This is a genomic window from Clostridium sp. C2-6-12, from assembly GCF_009928485.1.
GTDB lineage: Bacteria > Bacillota > Clostridia > Clostridiales > Clostridiaceae > Clostridium.
This window is the reverse complement of record NZ_JAABNP010000047.1, coordinates 1-20,589: the sequence shown is the minus strand read 5'-3', so window position 1 is coordinate 20,589 and position 20,589 is coordinate 1. Positions and strand designations below refer to the sequence as shown.

The 20,589-nt window shown below is 29.1% G+C and carries 18 protein-coding genes; 17 read left to right on the top strand and 1 reads right to left on the bottom strand.

The window, feature by feature from the left end; translation table 11 throughout:
• Positions 1-4: 4 nt before the first annotated feature.
• Positions 5-868, bottom strand: a complete 864-nt coding sequence (locus GXK56_RS24765) for an AraC family transcriptional regulator (RefSeq protein WP_160692510.1) — start codon at positions 866-868, stop codon at positions 5-7.
• Between the two features lie 193 nt (positions 869-1,061).
• Between GXK56_RS24765 and GXK56_RS24760 the strand changes: the two genes are divergently transcribed.
• The 17 genes from GXK56_RS24760 (at position 1,062) to GXK56_RS24680 (ending at position 20,468) form a co-directional block, all read left to right on the top strand.
• Positions 1,062-2,522 (top strand): UDP-N-acetylmuramoyl-L-alanyl-D-glutamate--2,6-diaminopimelate ligase, encoded by a 1,461-nt coding sequence (locus tag GXK56_RS24760; protein WP_160692508.1) that lies wholly within the window; start codon positions 1,062-1,064, stop codon positions 2,520-2,522.
• Between the two features lie 120 nt (positions 2,523-2,642).
• On the top strand, positions 2,643-3,581 hold the full coding sequence (locus tag GXK56_RS24755) for a flavodoxin domain-containing protein (RefSeq protein WP_160692506.1): 939 nt from the start codon (positions 2,643-2,645) through the stop codon (positions 3,579-3,581).
• A gap of 125 nt (positions 3,582-3,706) precedes the next feature.
• Positions 3,707-5,023, top strand: a complete 1,317-nt coding sequence (locus GXK56_RS24750) for a DEAD/DEAH box helicase (protein ID WP_160692504.1) — start codon at positions 3,707-3,709, stop codon at positions 5,021-5,023.
• A gap of 319 nt (positions 5,024-5,342) precedes the next feature.
• The gene (locus tag GXK56_RS24745; RefSeq protein WP_160692502.1) at positions 5,343-6,149 is read left to right on the top strand and encodes a RelA/SpoT domain-containing protein; all 807 of its coding nucleotides are present in this window, start codon (positions 5,343-5,345) and stop codon (positions 6,147-6,149) included.
• A 134-nt stretch (positions 6,150-6,283) separates the two neighbouring features.
• Positions 6,284-6,562 carry a preprotein translocase subunit YajC gene (yajC, locus tag GXK56_RS24740; protein ID WP_160692500.1) on the top strand — a complete coding sequence of 93 codons (279 nt, stop codon included), beginning with the start codon at positions 6,284-6,286 and terminating at the stop codon, positions 6,560-6,562.
• A 51-nt stretch (positions 6,563-6,613) separates the two neighbouring features.
• Complete coding sequence (locus GXK56_RS24735; RefSeq protein WP_160692498.1) at positions 6,614-6,982, top strand: TIGR04086 family membrane protein; 369 nt, start codon at positions 6,614-6,616, stop codon at positions 6,980-6,982.
• A gap of 260 nt (positions 6,983-7,242) precedes the next feature.
• Positions 7,243-8,508, top strand: a complete 1,266-nt coding sequence (secD, locus tag GXK56_RS24730) for a protein translocase subunit SecD (protein WP_160692496.1) — start codon at positions 7,243-7,245, stop codon at positions 8,506-8,508.
• Positions 8,501-9,376 (top strand): protein translocase subunit SecF, encoded by an 876-nt coding sequence (secF, locus tag GXK56_RS24725; RefSeq protein ID WP_160692494.1) that lies wholly within the window; start codon positions 8,501-8,503, stop codon positions 9,374-9,376. Before secD ends, secF begins: the two co-directional genes overlap by 8 nt.
• A gap of 128 nt (positions 9,377-9,504) precedes the next feature.
• Positions 9,505-10,374, top strand: coding sequence for a DHH family phosphoesterase (locus GXK56_RS24720; protein ID WP_160692492.1), 870 nt, complete (start codon positions 9,505-9,507; stop codon positions 10,372-10,374).
• A gap of 94 nt (positions 10,375-10,468) precedes the next feature.
• A complete protein-coding gene (locus tag GXK56_RS24715; protein WP_160692490.1) occupies positions 10,469-10,987 on the top strand; it encodes an adenine phosphoribosyltransferase in 519 nt (172 codons plus the stop codon).
• Positions 10,988-11,151: 164 nt separating this feature from the next.
• Complete coding sequence (locus GXK56_RS24710) at positions 11,152-13,362, top strand: bifunctional (p)ppGpp synthetase/guanosine-3',5'-bis(diphosphate) 3'-pyrophosphohydrolase (protein WP_160692488.1); 2,211 nt, start codon at positions 11,152-11,154, stop codon at positions 13,360-13,362.
• A 145-nt stretch (positions 13,363-13,507) separates the two neighbouring features.
• Positions 13,508-13,957, top strand: a complete 450-nt coding sequence (gene dtd / locus GXK56_RS24705) for a D-aminoacyl-tRNA deacylase (protein WP_160692486.1) — start codon at positions 13,508-13,510, stop codon at positions 13,955-13,957.
• Positions 13,958-14,031: 74 nt separating this feature from the next.
• Positions 14,032-14,628, top strand: coding sequence for an MBL fold metallo-hydrolase (locus GXK56_RS24700; RefSeq protein ID WP_160692484.1), 597 nt, complete (start codon positions 14,032-14,034; stop codon positions 14,626-14,628).
• A gap of 121 nt (positions 14,629-14,749) precedes the next feature.
• Complete coding sequence (locus tag GXK56_RS24695) at positions 14,750-16,177, top strand: coproporphyrinogen III oxidase (RefSeq protein ID WP_160692483.1); 1,428 nt, start codon at positions 14,750-14,752, stop codon at positions 16,175-16,177.
• A gap of 198 nt (positions 16,178-16,375) precedes the next feature.
• Entirely contained in the window at positions 16,376-17,629 is a 1,254-nt protein-coding gene (gene hisS / locus GXK56_RS24690) for a histidine--tRNA ligase (RefSeq protein WP_160692482.1), read from the top strand.
• 168 nt (positions 17,630-17,797) lie between these two features.
• Positions 17,798-19,591 (top strand): aspartate--tRNA ligase, encoded by a 1,794-nt coding sequence (aspS, locus tag GXK56_RS24685; RefSeq protein WP_160692481.1) that lies wholly within the window; start codon positions 17,798-17,800, stop codon positions 19,589-19,591.
• Between the two features lie 115 nt (positions 19,592-19,706).
• Positions 19,707-20,468, top strand: coding sequence for a flagellin (locus tag GXK56_RS24680; RefSeq protein ID WP_243156255.1), 762 nt, complete (start codon positions 19,707-19,709; stop codon positions 20,466-20,468).
• Positions 20,469-20,589: the final 121 nt, after the last annotated feature.

Genomic DNA, 20,589 nt, shown 5'->3' with positions numbered 1-20,589 from the left:
AACTTTATGAATTCTCTTTTTTTGATGAAAAATCACTAGGGGATTTGTGAAACATGGTTTTAAAGGATCTAAGAAAGCTTGAATAATCATTAAAGCCACATTGTATTGAAGCTTTAGTAATTTGTTCTCCAGTTGTTATAAGATCCTTTGCCATTAATAGTCTTTTTTGCATAACATAGTTATGCAACGTATAGCCTGTTTCCTTTTTAAATTTATGCATTAAGTAATATTTACTTATAAAAAACTTTTGAGATAAAAATTCAATTGAAAGATTTGAACTTAAATTATTATTAATATATTTTAATATTTTTTCAATTTGCTTATCATATTTAAGTGAAGCATCTTCGTTTAAATACATGTTTCCAAGATGAACTCGATTTAAATAAACTAGTAATTGAACAAATAAAGAATTGCTTAAAAGTTTACTTCCAAATTCATTTGAATTAAAGGACGTTTGTAAAGATTCTATTATTAATTTTATATTTTCTTGAAATTTAGGCTCAAGTCTTATAAGATTGAAGTTTTTTTCATTTGCTAGCTTAAAACAGGTTGAAAGATCACAGTTTTCATAATTATGGGCATCTATAAATTTAGAGTCTGCCCATACTATTATTCTTTCGTAAGTTTCAGAAGAATCGATTATTGGCTTGTGGACATCGTGATTATTTACAAGTAAAATATCCCATGGTTTTAAATAATAAGCTTTTCCTTCAATTAAGTAGGTAACTTTCCCTGAAAGAAATATTATTATTTTATTAAATTCATGATAGTGAAATTCAAAATCTTGATTTTTTTTATCTTTTAAGTGAAATAGTTGAAAATCTTTATTCAAATAGCCAGATTTGTTGCTATGAACTTTTTCATCCATAAATAAAACCATCCTTAATTATTTAACAATATATAAATGATAAAGCACTTTTTGCAATATATCAAGCAATATATACACTGTTTGTTGGGAAATTGTTGAATATAATTATTTATAGGAGCAAAAGTAAAAGAGTTTAATAAATATTCCAATATAAATGTATATATTGCATTAAGAAATTAGGGAGGAATCATAAATGAAACTGTATAAACTATTAAGAGATACAGAATACACATTAATAAATGGGGATTTAAATGTAGAGATTACCAGCATTTCTTATGATTCAAGAAAAGTGGATAAAAATTCTGTATTTGTATGTATTAAAGGAAGTAAAGTTAATGGGCATAACTTTATAAACAAGGCTATAAAAAATGGAGCAGCAGCAATAATAATTGAAGAGGAATTTCAATTAAAAAGTGAAAAGGTAGCATTAATAAAAGTTGGGAATACAAAAAGCGCTTTAGCAAGTATAGCAAATATTTTTTATGGGGAACCTTCAAAAGACATTAATTTAGTTGGAGTAACAGGAACAAATGGTAAAACTACAGTTATTCATTACATTAAGGACATTTTAGAAGCTTATGGGCAATGTACAGGGGCTATAGGTACTTTAGGTTATGAATTAAGAGATGAAAAAATTAATATAGAAAAAATAAATCCAACAACACCTGAAGCTTTAGAATTACAGGCTGTATTTAAAGACTTTTTAAACAAAGGTGCAGATAATATTGTTATGGAGGTAACTTCATCAGGCCTAGCAAAACATAGAGTGGATTTTTGCAATTTTAATATAGGGCTATTTACAAATTTATCTCAAGACCATCTTGAAGAACATGGGACTATGGAAAATTATAAAAATGAAAAAATAAAATTATTTCATAAGTGTAATATTGGAGTTATTAATATAGATGATAAAGTTGGAAAAGAAATAATAGAAAAATCTAATTGCAAAATTTTAACCTATGGAATTAAGGAAGCAGCTGATATTAGGGCAACAGAAATAGAATATAAAAATGATTCGGTAATATTTACAGTAAATTTAAGAAGTATAAGTAAACGAGTTAAAGTAAACATTCCGGGAAAATTTACAGTTTATAATGTTTTGGGAGCAATAGGTGCATGTTATGCTCTTGGATTAGATATTAATAGTATCTTAGATTTATTATCATATATAAAACCTGTTTCAGGGCGTCTTGAAATGATTAAAAATAGCTCAAATAAAAATGTAATAGTTGATTATGCTCATACACCAGATTCGCTTGAGAAACTACTTATGATGGCAAGAGATATAACAGACGGAAGGCTTATTACAGTCTTTGGCTGTGGTGGAGATAGAGATAAGAGTAAAAGAAAAGTAATGGGAATGGCTGCAGGAATCTTATCTGACTATTGCATAATAACTTCGGATAACCCTAGAAATGAAGATCCTTTCAAGATAATTGATGATATTGAAGATGGCATGTTGAGAATTGATTCAAAGTATGAAAAGATAGCTGATAGAAGAAAAGCAATTGAAAAGGGACTAAAACTAATAAAAGATGATGATTTACTTATAATTGCTGGAAAGGGACATGAGGATTATCAAATTATAGGGGATAGAAAATTACATTTAGATGATAGAGAAGTGGTTAAAGAAATATTAGAAATGATAGTTTAATTGTATTGAATAATAGCTCTGTCAAAAATAATAATATTTTAAGTTTAGGAAAAAAAACATTTCATATTGAATATATATATTCTGGTATAAGAGAAATTAATATGGGAGAAGTATAAATTTATGAGAAGTACTTTGTTTATTAGTGAAGGGCATTATGGAACTTCAAAGAAAGTAGCAGATATATTATCAGTAGTCTTAGGATATGGAAAGAAGGTGGATATAAGTAATGCACCTGAAGATATAAGTAAGTATGATAGCTTAGTGTTAATTTTTAGTTTCTATGGTAATCACACAGCAGAAAAAATAAAAAAATATTTATTAGCTAGGACAAAAATTATTAATAATAAAAGGATAGGTATTATTGGAGTAGGTTTATGTGAAAAAGATATTGATAATTATGCTTTAGGTATTGAGAAGCTTATTGGCAAAAAAGTAGATGTAGTAGATTTTGTGCAAGGGGAAATAAATATAGATAAACTTGAAGAAAATGATAAAAAGATTATTAATGTTTTTTTCGAGACCAATAATATAGAATTAATAAAAAATAAAGGTTTTGATGAAAAAAAAGTTTTTGAAATAGCGGATAGATTTTCAAAAGTTTTAAATAAGCCTATTAAGGAAATTGGAAGACAAGAACTATTTGAAGAGATTAATAAATTTATTATTAGCAACAATACCTGTGCATTGGCTACAGGTATAGGAGATTATGTGAGGAACACACCTATAGAATACACATATTATAATAATAATTTTTATTTTATTAGTGAAGGTGGTTTCAAATTTAAAGGTATATTACAAAATTCTAATGTCTCAATAACTGTATTTGATAAATATACATCTATGAATGAACTTAAAGGAATACAAATATCAGGGAAAAGCAAAATCATTCCTTGCTGGAGTGAAGAATATATTCAAGTAATTAATTTTAAAGGTTTGAATATAAATGCTTTGAGAAATCTTCCAGTTGATTTGAATTTAATTAAAGTAGTTCCCCAAGGATTTGAATTTTTAAATACTGATTTTAAAGCTAAGGGAATGGATACAAAACAATATTATTAAAAAGCTATCTATATTATATAAATCATGCTATACTTAATAAAAATAGATTGAGGTATTATAAAAAATGGCTATTAATCATAGCCATTTTTGTTTTGCTAAAAATAAAGAAGGAAGATAAACAAAATATGAAATTTGAAGAATTAAATATAATTGAGCCAATATTAAAAGCATTAAAAGATGAAAATTATAAAGAAGCTAGTAAAATACAAGAGGAAGCAATTCCATCAATTTTACTTGGAAAAGATTTATTAGGTTGTGCACAGACAGGAACAGGTAAAACAGCTGCTTTTGCTATACCAACACTACAACGCTTATATAATTCAAATAAAATTGATAAGAAGGATAAAATAAAATCATTGATTTTAACACCAACAAGAGAATTGGCAATACAAATACATGAGAGTATTCAAGCGTATGGAAAGAACTTAAATTTAAAATCAGCTGTAATATTTGGGGGTGTACCTCAAAAGCCTCAAGAAGAAATACTTCAAAAAGGAGTAGATATATTAATTGCGACGCCAGGAAGATTAAATGATTTGGTTAATCAAAAAATTATAGATTTAAGTGTAATAGAAATATTTATTTTAGATGAAGCAGATAGAATGTTAGATATGGGATTTATAAATGATGTGAAAAAAGTTATTAAATACATTCCTAAGGAAAGACAAACATTATTTTTTTCAGCAACTATGCCAAATGAAATAAAAAATTTGGTAAATACACTCTTAGTTGAACCAGTTGTAGTAGAAGTAACACCTGTATCCTCAACAGCTGATAAGATAGAACAGTCACTTTATTATGTAGATAAACCCAATAAGAAAAAACTATTAATAAGTTTATTAAAAACAGAGGAGATTCCGTCTGCATTAGTTTTCACAAGAACTAAAAGTGATGCTAATAGATTAGTGAAGTATTTGGAAGCTGCGGAAATAGGAGCGAAAGCAATTCATGGAAATAAATCGCAAAATGCTAGGCAATTAGCACTTCAAAGCTTTAAGGATAGAGAAATCAAAGTATTAGTTGCTACAGATATTGCAGCAAGAGGAATTGATATTGATGAATTATCACATGTAATAAATTATAATTTGCCTAACATACCAGAAACGTATGTCCATAGAATTGGACGAACAGGGAGAGCAGGCTTAAATGGAATAGGAATATCGTTTTGTGATGTGGATGAAATACCTTATGTTAAAGATATAGAAAAATTAATCAAAAAGAAAATAGATGTTGTTGAAGGACATAAATATCCAATGACTAATTTAACGCCAAGCCCTAAGGCTAAAGCTACAGGAAATAGACCTAAATCAAGATACGTACCTAAAGCTAAAGGAACAGAAAATAAAAATGGATCTAAAACTAAAACTGTAGGAAGTACATCTAAAATTACAGGAGATGCTGGTGCAAAAAAGAATTCAGCTAGAAGAACAAGGTTTAAATAAATTTCAAATTAGTTTTAAAGCACTAATAATATTAGCGATAATATTATTAGTGTCTTTTTTATATTGGCTATCCTATAGGGGACATTTTATACATTAGATCATTAGCTTTTTAATTGTCTTTCTAATAGGATTTCATCTTAAGAATATATATGGTTTAAAATAAATATTCTAATATTCTTTAGAATATTTGTGTGGAGTGAGAGTACTATAGTCATATAAATAATAATGTTAACCTATAGAGAAATGGTTGAAGTTATTCTTTTTTTTAGTTATAGTCATAATGTAGGTATAAAAAATATAAAAAAAGGAGAATATCCTAATGGAAAAAAGTTTTAATATAGAGCAATTCTTGAAAAAGTATCCGCATTCTAAGGAAATAATTGAGAAGAATAATATTAAAATCAATAATATTAAAGAAATTTATGAAGATTATATTGAGTATGAAAGCTCTTATGAAAATCAAGCTCAGTTTATTGCAAATATTTTGAGATCTCAAGAAAGGGTGCACTCAGTTAAATCAAGAATAAAAGATCCGGATAGACTAATAGAAAAAGTTATAAGAAAAACTGAAAGTAGAAAAGAAAAGTATGGAGAAAATTTTGAATTTACTCTAGAGAATTATAAAGATGAAATAAATGACTTAATAGGAATAAGAGTTATACATATATTTAAGGATCAATGGCAGGGAATACATGAATTTATTATAAACACTTGGAAGGTTATAGAGATAACTGCAAATGTAAGAGCTGGAGATGATATTAAAGTTTTTGATGATCCTAGAATAGAAGTTAGATCAAAAGCATCTGGATATCGTTCGGTTCATTACTTAGTAGAATTTTTTCCAACCAGTCAAAGAGTAATTGCTGAAATTCAAGTTAGAACAATTTTTGAGGAAGGATATGGTGAAATAGACCATAGGCTTAGATATTCACACAAAGAAATTCCTGAAATTCTTCAATCAAATTTATTACTATTTAATAGAATAGTTGGGAGTGCAGATGAAATGGCTTCTTTGATTAATAATTTGAGCAGGGAATGGGGAGAAAAAGAACTAAACTATAAAAAAATTATAGAAAATCAAAAAGTTGAAATAGATTTTTTAAGAAGTAAACTTAATGACCAATAGTGTTGTAGTATTTTATAATTTTTTTGTAACAATTGCTAGTAAAAAGCAACCCTGTATTGACATTAAACGTAAACAAATGTAAACTACTTATCATGAATATGAATATATTAAAATAATGATTATGGAGGGAAACCATGGAAAATATGACAGGAATACTAATTCAAGTTGTGCCTTTTTTACTTGTGTTTGTGGTATTTTATTTTATTCTTATCTTACCTGAAAAGAAGAGAAAAAAGAAATACAATGAAATGATAGGAGAATTAAAGGTAAATGATGAGGTTGTAACAAGAGGAGGAATTATAGGAAAAATTTCACACATAGATGAAAAAACTATAACTCTTGAAACAAGTCCTGCTAAGACAAGAATAAAGTTTGAAAGAAGTGGGATTGCTTATAAAGTAACAGATAAATAATCATAATGCCCTTTAATACATCATATGATGAGTATTGGGGGTGTTATTTTAATGGAAAATAGTAAGTATTTAAAGTCAGTGATTAAAGGAACAGTAGGGACTATAATTTTAAGTTTTGTAGGTATAACAATTTTATCTATGTTGATGACTAGATTAGTATTTAGTAAAAACATTTTTAATATGGCATATGTGATAATTTCCTTATGCAGTTTGAGTTTAGGTGCAATAATAGGTGCCAAAAAGAATGAAGCCAAAGGATGGCTTGTAGGATTTGGAATAGCATTATGCTACTATATAATATTGTTTATACTATCTAGCATTTTTGGCGGTCAAATAACGTTTAAATTGTTTGATTTAACTAAACTCGTTATAGCCTTAGCAGTAGGAACTTTAGCAGGTATGCTTGGAATAAATTTGTAATGAGAGTATAACAAGATGCGAATAAAGTTCTTTATTAAGAAATTATAGTATGCTATAATGGTCAATGTGCGAACATAAGAATGTAATAACTTTTAAAATTAAGAAAAATAAATTTCATAAAATTTTTTTCTTAATTTTAAATATTTTAATGTTTTACATAACAATACAAAAAGTTGACCAAATTATCATTGGAAGTTTTCTTATGAAGAATATAGAAAGCACTAATTAAGAAAAGACATAATACGCAGAGGGGGATTAAAATGAAAAAGAAAAGCAAAAGTATAGCATTATTCGCAGTAATAGTTGCTGTAATTGGATTTTTAGCTTTTGCAGGATTTAAAGGATTCGTTATAGGCGATTACGAAGTTAAATCATTTGATAAGGTAATAACAAGAGGACTAGATTTACAGGGTGGAGTTTCTGTTCTTATGGAAATTCAAAAAGATACTGTTACTAAAGAAGAATTAGACAGTGCAAAAGAACATATATCTCTAAGAGTAAATAAGCTAGGAGTTGCTGAAACAATAGTAACTACTGAAGGAGAAAAAAGAATAAGAGTCGATATTCCTGGAAAATCAAATTCAAAAGAAATTGTTGATAGCCTAAAACAATCAGGAAAGTTAACTTTCAAAGGACCTAGTGGAGATGTTATTTTAACTGGTGATGATGTTAAAAAAGCAACAGCCCAAATGGATCAACAAAATGGTGGATATGAAGTTGGGTTAGAATTAAATGATGTGGGTGCTCAAAAGTTTGCGGAAGCAACAGGTAAATATATAGGACAAAAGATTTCTATTTATCTTGATGATGAAATGGTTTCTGATCCAACTGTTAATTCACAAATTTCAGGTGGTAAAGCAAGTATTCAAACTCATGGTACTTTAGAAGACAATAAAAGATTAGCTGGAATGATTAATTCAGGTGCACTTCCACTTCCAGTAAAAGCGGTTTCAGTTAGCAACGTAGGAGCTGAACTAGGAGCTACAGCTTTTCCAAATGCAATTAAAGCTGGAATTATCGGTGTTGGATTAGTATTTTTATTCTTATTATTCCATTATAGAGTTCAAGGATTAATGGGATGTATTGCATTAACATTATATATTACACTTACACTTTTAGCTTTCGTAGAAGTTGGAGTTACATTAACACTTCCAGGTATTGCAGCCTTCCTGCTTACAATTGGTGTAGCAGTTGATGCTAATATCCTGACCTTTGAAAGAACTAAAGAAGAGTTGAAAAAAGGATATTCTGTTAGGGCAGCAGCTAAAAAAGGTTCTGAAAATGCTATGTCTTCAATAGTGGATTCAAATGTAACAACTTTAATTGCAGCATTGATCTTATATTTTATTGGATCTGGAGCAGTTAAAGGATTTGCAATTACACTTATGATGGGTATAATAATTACTTTATTTACAGGACTTGTAGTAACAAAAGTTCTAGTTAATTTAGCAATTGAATGTGGAATTATAAACAAAGTGTCACATTTTGGAGTTAAGATCAAAAAGGGGGATGAAAAACATGCTTAAGATAATGGAGAGAACTAAACTATGGTTTTCGATTTCCCTAATAATTATTGTAGTTGGAATGGGTTTTCTAGGTGCTAAAGGATTAAACCTTGGAATAGATTTCAAAGGTGGTTCAGATATTGTATTACAATTAAATGATAGTACAAATAGAGATGAAGTAGATTCAATAATTAAAGGATATGCGCCAGACGCAAGTACAAATACATTAGAGAATAATAGATATGAAATAAAATCAACTGATCTTGATAGTGATAAATTAGATTCAATTATGACTGATATAAAAAATAAGTACCAATTAGAAGGAGATATATTAGTATCTCAAGATGAAATTGGCTCTTCAGTAGGAAAAGAATTAACTCAAAATTCTATTAAGGCACTGCTTGCAGCTTTTGCCGCTATGCTTATATATATAGCAATAAGATTTGAATTTAATTTTGGTGTTGCAGCTATAATAGCTACAATACATGATATACTTATAACTCTTTCTGTTTATGCAGTATTTAATGTTCCTGTTAATACTCCATTTATAGCAGCAATGCTTACTATAGTAGGGTACTCTATGTGTGATACCATAGTTATCTTTGATAGAATAAGAGAAAATACAAAAATTTTGAGAAGATCAAAACCAATTGAAGTAGCAGATGTTAGTATAACAGAAACTATAGCAAGATCGTTATATACATCACTTGCAACAGTAATTACTATAATAGCATTGAACTTTTTAGTACCATCTGTTAGACAATTTACATTCCCATTAATAGTAGGTATTATAAGTGGAGCATATTCTTCTATTTGTATAGCATCACCAATATGGGTATATTTAAAAGATAAAATTGGAAACAAAAAAAGAAAACTACAAAACGCTTAATTACTGGAAAATATTTAAAAGCCTCCAGCACTTGATGGAGGTTTTTTTATTTGTTAAGAAAGTAATTGTAAAAATGAAAAGAATCATATATAATATAGGTGTTTTCTAATTTTATGGAGGAAAAAGCCATGCGTAAATTCTGGGAAAGTATATATTGTCCAAATTATATTAGTGGATATAACCCATTTATACTTAAAGGTATGAACAAAGCAATAGAGAGATTAGTGTTAGCTGTTAATAACAGACAAAAAATTGTTGTTTATGGCACTTACAATGTTGATGGAATTTGTGCAGTATCATCATTGATTCTTGTGTTAAGGTATTTAAATGCTGATGTTGAGTATTTAATATATGATAGGCAGGAAAATGATGCTAGAATAAATTCAGTAGATATTAAAGATAATGTAGATTTCTTAGGTGCTGAGCTTTTAATAACTTTAGGAGTAGGATTAAAATCACAAGAAGAAGTAGATTTATGTAAAAAATTAGGTATTGATTTAATTGTGCTTGAAAATGAGAAAAGCAAGGAGGTCAATGATTACATTTACATTAATCCGAATCAAAAGGGTTGTCAATATAGATATAAAAATTTATCAACAAGCGGTTTAACTTTTAAACTTATGCAAGCTGTTGCGATTTATTATAATATGAAAAGTATTAATAAATATTTGGATTTAATACTTATAGGCATTAGGTGGTCAAAGGTATCAGCTAAAGGAGAAAATGGAGTATTAATTAAAGAAGGAAATAAATTTTTAATGAATACTAATAATAATGGGTTAAGGTCAATAATAGAATTTAATAATATAGAAGAATTTAGTGATGATGGTATAAATAAAATAATAGAATTCTTAATTCCACCTATAGGTGCAGTAGGAATTACAGATAATGCTCGAATAGTTTTAGAACTACTAACAACAGATGATAAAGATAGAGCAAATCAAATTATTAAGTATTTATATAGTTTAAAAAGGAATAATCCTTTAGAATATGTTTAATGAGTGTTGTTAGGTGTTATTAACTATTTTCAGCTAAAAATGCCTAATCACAAATTATGGCTATATTAAAAATAAATCTGTGGAGGAAATAAAGATGGATTTAAAAGAAAAAATTAGAGTAATTGAAAATTTTCCTAAGGAAGGAATCAGTTTTAAAGATATAACAACATTAATATCAGATGGAGAAGCACTTCAAGAAGCTGTAAATCAATTTGTAGATCATTTAAAAGATAAAAAGATTGATTTAGTTGTTGGACCAGAAGCAAGAGGTTTCATTTTTGGAGTTCCTGTAGCATATGCTTTAGGAGTTGGATTTATTCCAGTAAGAAAGCCAGGTAAGTTACCAGGAGAAATTCTTTCAGTTAATTATGGATTGGAATATGGAGAAGATACACTTCAAATACATAAGGATGCTATTAAGCCAGGCCAAAGAGTTGCTATTGTAGATGATTTATTAGCTACAGGAGGAACTATAGAAGGTGTTACTAAATTAATAGAACAAGCTGGCGGAGAAGTTGCTTCATTAGATTTCCTTATAGAATTAACAGAACTTAATGGAAAAGATAAGTTAAAAGGATATGACGTATTATCATTAGTTAAATATGATGCTTAGTATTAGGTATTGATTATACATTTTTATGCTGTTATTTTATTTCATGTGTCTTATTGAAAAAAATTCTAAAATAATATATAATTATTAGAAAATGAGGCTGGTTATAAAACCAGCCTTTGAATTTACATTAAATGAAGAATTAATAAAGAAGGAGAGCAATCCTTATGATTGATAAATTATTGGAAAAAATCCATAACAATTGTAATAATGTTGATGTTGATATGGTCAAAAAAGCCTATTATTTTGCAGAAGAAGCTCATAAGGACCAAAAAAGAGAATCAGGTGAACCATATTTTATTCATCCTGTAGCAGTTGCAAGCATTTTAGCTGAATTAGGCATGGATACAAATACCATAGTAGCTGGATTATTGCATGATGTTATAGAAGACACAGAAATATCCTATGATGAAACAGTTCAACTTTTTAATGCAGAAATTGCAAATCTTGTTGAAGGAGTTACTAAGCTTACTAAGCTTGGGGAAATGGAATATAAGACAAAGGAAGAACAGCAAGCAGACAATGTTAGAAAAATGCTGCTAGCAATGGCAAAAGATATTAGAGTAATAATAATTAAATTGGCTGATAGATTACATAATATGAGAACTCTAAAATATATGCCAGTTAAAAAGCAAAAAAATAAAGCTAAGGAAACTTTGGATATTTATGCCCCTTTAGCTCATAGACTAGGTATGTCTAAAATTAAATGGGAATTAGAAGATTTATGTTTTAGATATCTTCATGAACAAGAATATTATGATTTAGTACATAGTATAGCAGAAAAAAGAGTTGAAAGAGAAGAATATATAAAAGAAATAGTTAAAGATTTATATGAAAAACTTAAAGCATCAGGAATAGAATCAGATATAGATGGAAGACCTAAACATTTTTATAGTATTTATAAAAAAATGGTAAATAAAAATAAAAGTATAGAGGAAATTTTCGATTTAACAGCTATAAGAGTTCTCGTAAATTCTGTTAAGGATTGTTATGGTGTTCTTGGAATAGTGCACACTATATATAGGCCTATTCCAGGAAGATTTAAAGATTATATTGCTATGCCTAAGCCTAATATGTATCAATCATTGCACACGACTGTAATTGGTCCACAAGGAAAAACCTTTGAGATTCAGATAAGAACTTTTGAAATGCATAAAACAGCAGAATATGGAATTGCAGCTCACTGGAAATATAAAGAAGGTGATTCAGCAAAGCAGGAACAGGATAATCAAAAAGACTTTGAAAAGAAATTAGTATGGCTTAGAGATATGCTTGAATGGCAAAAGGAAACCTCAGATGCGGAAGAATTTATTGAAGGATTTAAAATAGATTTATTTTCTGATGAAGTTTTTGTCTTTACACCAAAGGGAGTTGTAATAAACTTATGCAGTAAGGCAACTCCTATAGACTTTGCTTATAGAATACACACAGACGTAGGAAATAAGTGTATAGGAGCAAAGGTAAATGGGAAAATAGTTCCTCTTGATTACACACTTAAAACTGGAGAAATAATAGAGATATTAACATCACCTAACGCTAAAGGGCCTAATATGGATTGGCTTAATATAGCAAAGAGTAATCAGGCTAAAAGTAAAATTAGACTTTGGTTTAAAAAAGCCAAAAAGGAAGAAAATATATTAAAGGGCAAGGAACTTCTTGAAAAGGAATTAAAAAAGCAGTCTGTAAATTATTCTGATATTGCTAAAGGTGAAATGTATGACAGATTAATGAAAAGGTACAATATTCATTCAATGGATGATTTGTATGCATTAATTGGGTTTGGTGGTTTTTCTGTATCAACACTTATCGCAAGACTTAAAGAAGATAATGGCCTTGTAAGCAAAGATAGGGAAAAGGAAAATAAGGAAATTTTAAGTAAAGCAATAGAAGAACAGATTGCAAAATCTGCAAGACAGCCGGAACCAAACAGTAATGGGATAACTGTTAAAGGTGAAAGTAATCTTATGGTTAGATTTGCAAAGTGCTGTAGTCCTGTTCCAGGAGATGACATTTTAGGGTATATCACTAAAGGTAGAGGTGTATCAGTACATAGAAGAGATTGCAGTAATTTACAAAATCTTATAGATACAGATGCAGAAAGAGTAGTTGAAGTATCATGGGGATTTTCACAAGGAACTGCATATTTTGCTGAAATTCAGGTTCAAGCAGACGATAGAGAAGGATTGCTTGCAGATATTATGAGTGTTATAACAGAACTTAAGCTTCAATTAAGTGCTGTTAATGCTAACTTATCAAAAAAAGGTTCTGCATTAGTTACCGTGAAAATTAAAATAACATCAGTAGAAAGCTTAACAGATCTAATGAAGAGACTTAGAAGATTAAAGGGCGTTGTAGACGTGTATAGAGTCAACAGTTAATGAAGAATGAATTTTCAAGGAAGAAAAACCTAAGGCTTAAAAAAATAAAAGAAAACCTATGGTTATGGACCTCAATCATTCATTATTCATAATTAGTTGTTAATTAGATGTGGCACAGCCACTATTATAAGAGAGGTGAGACAGCATGAGAGCAGTAGTTCAAAGAGTAACCTCATCTAGCGTTTCAGTTGATGGTAATATAATTGGTGAAATTGGATTAGGATTTAATGTATTAATAGGCATATCTAAAGATGATAATTTAGAAGATTTAAAATATATAAAAGATAAAGTCATTAATTTAAGAGTATTTCAAGATGAAAATGATAAAATGAACTTATCACTATTGGATGTTAAAGGTGAAATATTAGTGATTTCACAATTTACCTTATATGGGGATTGCAGAAAAGGCAGACGTCCAAATTTTATGGAGGCACAAGGGGGAGAAGGAGCTATAAAACTATATGAAGAGTTTTTAGAACTTCTTAAAACCTCAGGTTTGAAAGTTGAAAGTGGAGAATTTGGTGCTGATATGAAGGTTCAAATAAACAATGACGGACCTGTAACAATATTATTAGATAGTAAAAGAAATTTTTAATTTTTACTCACTATTACTACATGCAGAGTTGTAGTAATATATAAATATTTAAATATTTAAAGGAGGATATTGGGTTGATTATTAAAACTATTTTAGCAGGAATGTATGAGGAAAATTGCTATTTGGTAATGGATGAAGATACTAAAGAATTAGCAATTATTGATCCAGGCGGACAACCAGAGTTAATTGAAAAAGAAATTGAAAAGTTAAATGGAAAGCCTAAGTTTATTCTATTGACACATGGACATTTAGATCATGTAGATGGTGTAATTGGTTTAGTAAATAACCTAAAAGTTCCGTTTTATATTAATAAAATAGAAGAAGCTTATATGGAAAAGGATGAATATGTATTTGGTACATTACCTAAGGCTTCAGATTATTTAAAAGAAGGGGATACTTTAACTTTAGGTAAGGAAGAAATAAAAGTTATAGAAACACCAGGACATACTGCAGGGGGGCTTTGCTTCTTAGTTTTAGATAAGCTTTTTACAGGAGATACATTATTCCAAGGTTCAGTTGGAAGAAGTGATTTTCCAGGTGGAAATGGAAGACAGCTTATTCAAAGTATAAAAGATAAATTACTTCCACTAGGTGATGATATAGAAGTTTATCCAGGTCATGGGGATGCTAGTACTATAGGCTACGAAAAGAGAAGAAATCCGTTTTTATAGGAGATAATTTATAAGTGGCAATTAACAATCATGATAAAATTATCTGACGTGGTTTTAGGTGATTTTATTATTGATTGAAAATTGTCTCACTTTGATTGACCGGTGAAATTAAGGAGAAGTAATGGAAATTAAAGTTTATTTGAATAATTTAAAGTATAGATATGAAGTATATCAGTTATTTAATGTATATTTTTCAATGAAGGAAATTAAATTTGTAGAAAAAGAAGAAGCGGTGTACAGTTTTTATATTGATGAAAACACTTTGCGATTTGAATATAAAGATTACTGCAAGGAAAAATCTTTAGGAGATGATATTAAACAATCTCTTAGAAGATTTCTTTTTCTGTGCTTAAGAGATATAACAAATGATGTATATCCTTGGGGAATTTTAATTGGAATCAGACCTTCTAAAATAGCATTAAAATTACTTAAAGAAGGAAATACAGAACAAGAAGTAATAGAAATATTTAAGGAACAATATTTAGCCCATGCAGATAAAGCTAAACTATGTATAGATGTTGCAAAGGCTGAAGAAAGAATAGTTAATAAGCATAAGAATAATGTGGCTATTTATATAGGAATGGCATTTTGTCCAACTAAATGTCTATATTGTTCCTTTACTTCGAACCCAATAAGTGTTCACAAGAAGATGGTAACGCCTTATTTACAAGCATTAATAAAAGAAATTCGTGGTATGAGTGAATATGTTAAGGAAAAAAAACTTAATGTAGAATCAGTATACTTTGGGGGAGGAACTCCAACTTCAGTAGATGATAAAGAATTTAATTTGGTTATGAATGAAATTTACAATAATTTTATTATGAATAGCCAGGTTAAAGAATTTACAGTTGAATGTGGTAGACCGGATACTTTAACTTATAATAAGTTAAACACTATGAAGGCTTGCAAGGTCGATAGAATTAGTATTAATCCACAAACAATGAATGATAAGACTTTAAAATTAATAGGTAGAACTCATTCCTCTGAGGATATAAAAGAAAAGTTTAATATGGCAAGAGAACTTGGATTTGACAATATTAATATGGACATTATAGTAGGACTTCCAGGTGAAAATCACATGGACATGATAAATACAAAAAATGAGTTGATTAAATTAAAGCCTGATAGTATTACTGTACATGGTTTAGCCTTAAAGAGAGGTTCTAGAATGTATGAAGAATTTATTCTAAAAAAAGGAATAAAAATTACCTCTCAGGATGAAATTATAGAAATGTATGAAGAAAGCCGAAAATTGGCAGAAGAATTAGATCTTTTACCATATTATATGTATAGGCAAAAAAATATGGTTGGAAATTTAGAGAATTTAGGGTATGCTAAAGAAGGTAAAGAATGTATTTATAATATTCAAATGATTGAAGAAAGACAAACAACTATTGCACTAGGTGCAGCAGCTGTAAGTAAAGTAATATTTCTAGAAGAAGATAGACTTGAGAGATTTCCTAATTTAAAGGATCTCCATGAATATATAACAAGAATCGATGAAATGATTGAAAGAAAAAAGGAATTATTAGATACCTTATATAAATAAAGTATAAAATTTTTAAAAGGTAGAAAGCTGATAAATTAGGATTGAGAGAAATTCAAAATTTTAAATAGCAGAGACAATCCATGATTTATATATAATTATATATGTAATAAACCAAATTAAAAGAGTTATAATTTAAAAGGAAAAAGATTAAATTTCAATTGTTAACTGTTAACTGACTTAAAGGAGGAAATTAAGACTATGGCAATGGAAATGCAGGCTCCAAAGGGAACTAAAGATATGTTACCTGAAGATGCGTATAAATGGCAGTATATAGAAGGTGTGTTTAGGAAAATTGCAAAAACATATGGAATAAGAGAAATTAGAACTCCAATGTTTGAACATACGGAATTATTTTTAAGAAGTGTTGGTGATACAACTGATATAGTTCAAAAGGAAATGTATACTTTTAATGATAAAGGTGATAGAAGTATAACATTAAAACCAGAAGGAACTGCTTCAGCAGTAAGAGCTTTTGTAGAAAATAGATTATTTAATGAAGCTCAACCAACAAAGTTATATTATATTACACCAGCCTTTAGATACGAAAATGTTCAAAAGGGAAGACTTAGACAATTTCATCAATGCGGGTTAGAAGTATTTGGTTCAAATGCGGCTTCAATGGATGCAGAAGTTATAGCCGTTGCTATGGCTACTTTAAAGGAATTAGGCTTAAAGAGCTTAAGTTTAAATATAAATAATTTAGGATGTCCAGAATGTAGACCTAAATATAATGAAGCTTTAAAGAAATTTTTAGCAGATAATTACGATGGACTTTGTGAAACATGTAAAACAAGATTTGAAAAGAATCCAATGAGAATCTTAGATTGTAAAGAAAAGAAATGTCATGAAATTACAAAAAATGCACCTACAATTTTAGAATATGTGTGTGAAGAATGTGAAACACATTTTGACAAGGTTAAAGAATATTTAGATATTTTAGGGCTTCCTTATACAGTAGACCCTGGTATAGTAAGAGGTTTAGATTATTATACTAAAACAATATTTGAAATCTTAACTTCAGACTTTACGGTTTGTGGTGGTGGAAGATATGATAAGCTTATTGAAGAGCTTGGGGGACCAGATATGCCTGCTGTTGGATTTGGTATGGGTGTAGAAAGACTAATAATGACTTTAGAAAAAGAAAATATAGAAATTCCAAAAGAAAATCTATTTGATTTATATATAGGTGCAAGAGGCGATGCAGAAGGTAAATATGCCTTTAAATTAGCTAATGACTTAAGAGCCTTAGGTGTTAAATGTGAAATAAATCACATGGGAAGAAGCGTAAAAGCTGAAATGAAATATGCAAATAAAATAGGTGCAGCCTTCACAACAATATTAGGTGAAGATGAATTAGCAAACAAAAAAGTTAATTTAAAAAGAATGAGCGATGGAGAAATCTTTGAAGTATCATTAGAAGATTTAGATGCAATTGCAAAAGTTCTTAAATAATTAATAACAAAGAATTGATGTATTTATTAGATTAATTAAGTTAGAAATGAATTGACTATTGATGATTAATGCATATAAGTGCAGTCGTATGCCAATTTATAATATTTATATAGAATTAACATTTAATAATCAATTGTTAATTCTTAACTGATAAACGGAGGGTTAGTAATGGGTGAATCTTTAAATGGATTAAAACGTACAATGATGTGTGGAGAACCTAGAGAAGAACATGTAGGTAAAAAAATTACTTTAATGGGATGGGTTCAAAGAAATAGAAAGCTTGGAGGTCTTGATTTTATTGACTTAAGAGATAAAACAGGAATAATGCAGGTAGTTTTTGGTGAAGAAATTAACGCAGAAGCTTTTGAAAAAGCAAAGGCTGTAAGACCTGAGTACTGTATTGCAGTTACAGGTGAAGTTGTCAAGAGAGAAAGCATAAATGAAAATATGCCAACTGGTTATGTTGAATTAAAATGTGAGGATATAAAGATTCTTTCAGAATCAGAAACTCCACCAATATACATAAAGGAAGATTTAGATGCAGCTGAAAGTATCAGATTAAAATATAGATATTTAGATTTAAGAAGACCTGATATGCAAAAAATATTCATAACTAGAAGCAAAACTACAAAGGCTATTCGTGATTATTTAGAAGCTAATAATTTCTTAGATGTAGAAACTCCAATATTAAATAAGAGTACTCCAGAAGGAGCTAGAGATTACTTAGTACCTTCAAGAAATTATCCAGGAATGTTTTATGCACTTCCTCAATCACCTCAAATATTTAAGCAATTATTAATGGTATCTGGTTTTGACAGATATTATCAAATTGCTAAATGTTTCAGAGATGAAGATTTAAGAGCAAACAGACAACCAGAATTTACTCAAGTGGATATGGAATTAAGCTTTGTAGAGCAAGATGATATAATGGCTGTAAATGAAGGCTTGATTGCTCATGTATTTAAAGAAGTAGCAGGTGTAGATGTTAAGCTTCCAATAAAGAGAATGACATTTAAAGATGCTATGGAAAAATACGGTTCAGACAAACCAGATTTAAGATTTGGAATGGAAATAACTGATATAACTGAAGATGTTAAAGATTTAGACTTTGTAGTATTTAAATCTGCAATAGAAGCAGGAGGATCTGTTAGAGCTTTATGTTTAAAAGGTGGAGCTGACCTTGGAAGAAAGCCTTTAGATAAGTTAGGTGAATTTATCAAAACTTATAAAGCAAAAGGTCTTGCTTGGATGCAATTAAAAGAAGATGGAGTTAAATCTTCAATAGCTAAATTCTTAACTGACGAGGTTACAGAGTCTATTGTTAAAACTATGAATGCTGAAACTGGAGATGCAATACTTATAGTTGCAGATAAAAATTCAGTAGTATTCCAAAGCTTAGGTGCTTTAAGATTAGAATTAGCTAAACAATTTGATTTAATAAAAGATAAGAATGAATTTAACTTTACATGGATTACTGAATTCCCATTATTTGAATACAGTGAAGAAGAAGATAGATACACAGCTTGTCACCACCCATTCACAGCACCAATGGATGAAGATTTAGAATTTATTGAATCTAATCCTGGAGCAGTTAGATCTAAGGCTTATGACTTAGTATTAAATGGTGAGGAGTTAGGTGGAGGATCTATAAGAATCCACGATATGGCTCTTCAAGAGAGAATGTTTAAAGCATTAGGCTTTACACAAGAAAAAGCATGGGATCAATTTGGATTCTTATTACAAGCATTTAAATTTGGACCACCACCACATGGCGGATTAGCATTTGGTTTAGATAGAATGATAATGTTCCTAGCTGGAACAGAAAATATTAAAGATGTAATTGCATTCCCTAAAAACCAAAATGCATATTGTTATTTAAGTGAAGCTCCAAATGTAGCTGATGAAAAACAATTAACTGAACTAGGAATTGCAATACTTTCTAAAGAAGAAAATAATCAATAATAATATTAAACTGTACTTGATAAAAATTTATTAAGTACAGTTTTTTGTGTTACATATTTAAATTTATGGTATAATATTCTTAAGATAATATACTGAGTTAAAGGAGGTGGTTTAAGTGATTTCAAATATTAATAACTCTCAAACAATGAGAAATTTGCAGATGGATATGCTTAGAATGTCAACTGCACGTAGAATTAATTCAGCAGCAGATGATGCAGCTGGTCTTTCAATATCTGAAAAACTATTATCACAATCTAACGGCTATTCGGTGGCAAGTAGAAATGCACAAGATGGTCAAAGTGTTACTAATGTAGCAGATGGTGGCTTAAGTGGAGTTGAAGACAGCCTTCAAAGAATGAGAGAATTATCTATTCAAGCATCAAATGGTACTTATTCTGATGAAGATAAGGCAGCAATGCAAGATGAAATACAGCAAATAAAAGATAGTATAACAGATCAAGTAAAAGGAACAGAGTTCAATACTATTAAACTTTTAGATAATACTTCAAATATAAATTTAGCAACAAATCCTTCAGGAACTGGAACATCAATGAAAATGGTGGATACTTCATTAGAAACCTTAGGAATAGCAGATTTTGATGTTACTAAGAATTTTAGTATAAATAGTATAGATAATGCAATATCTAAAGTTTCCAGTGCAAGGTCTAATTTTGGAGCTACCAGTAATAGATTAGATAGTGTTATTAGGAATAATGACGTAACTAGCCACAATCTTATAGCTTCTATGAGTAGAATCGTTGATACAAATTATGGACAGACAGCTACAGACTATAATACTCAAAATGCACTAAATCAATACAGTTATATGGTAATGCAGGCGAATATGCAGCAAAATGCATTATCAATGAAAGTTTAAATACTATAGTAAAAGGTTAATATATAGTTATTATTACTGAATCTTTATTTATAGAGATTCAGTTTTTTTGTGTGTGCCCAGCATGGGCACGTACTAATCGGTGAAAGTCCGTAATGGGGGC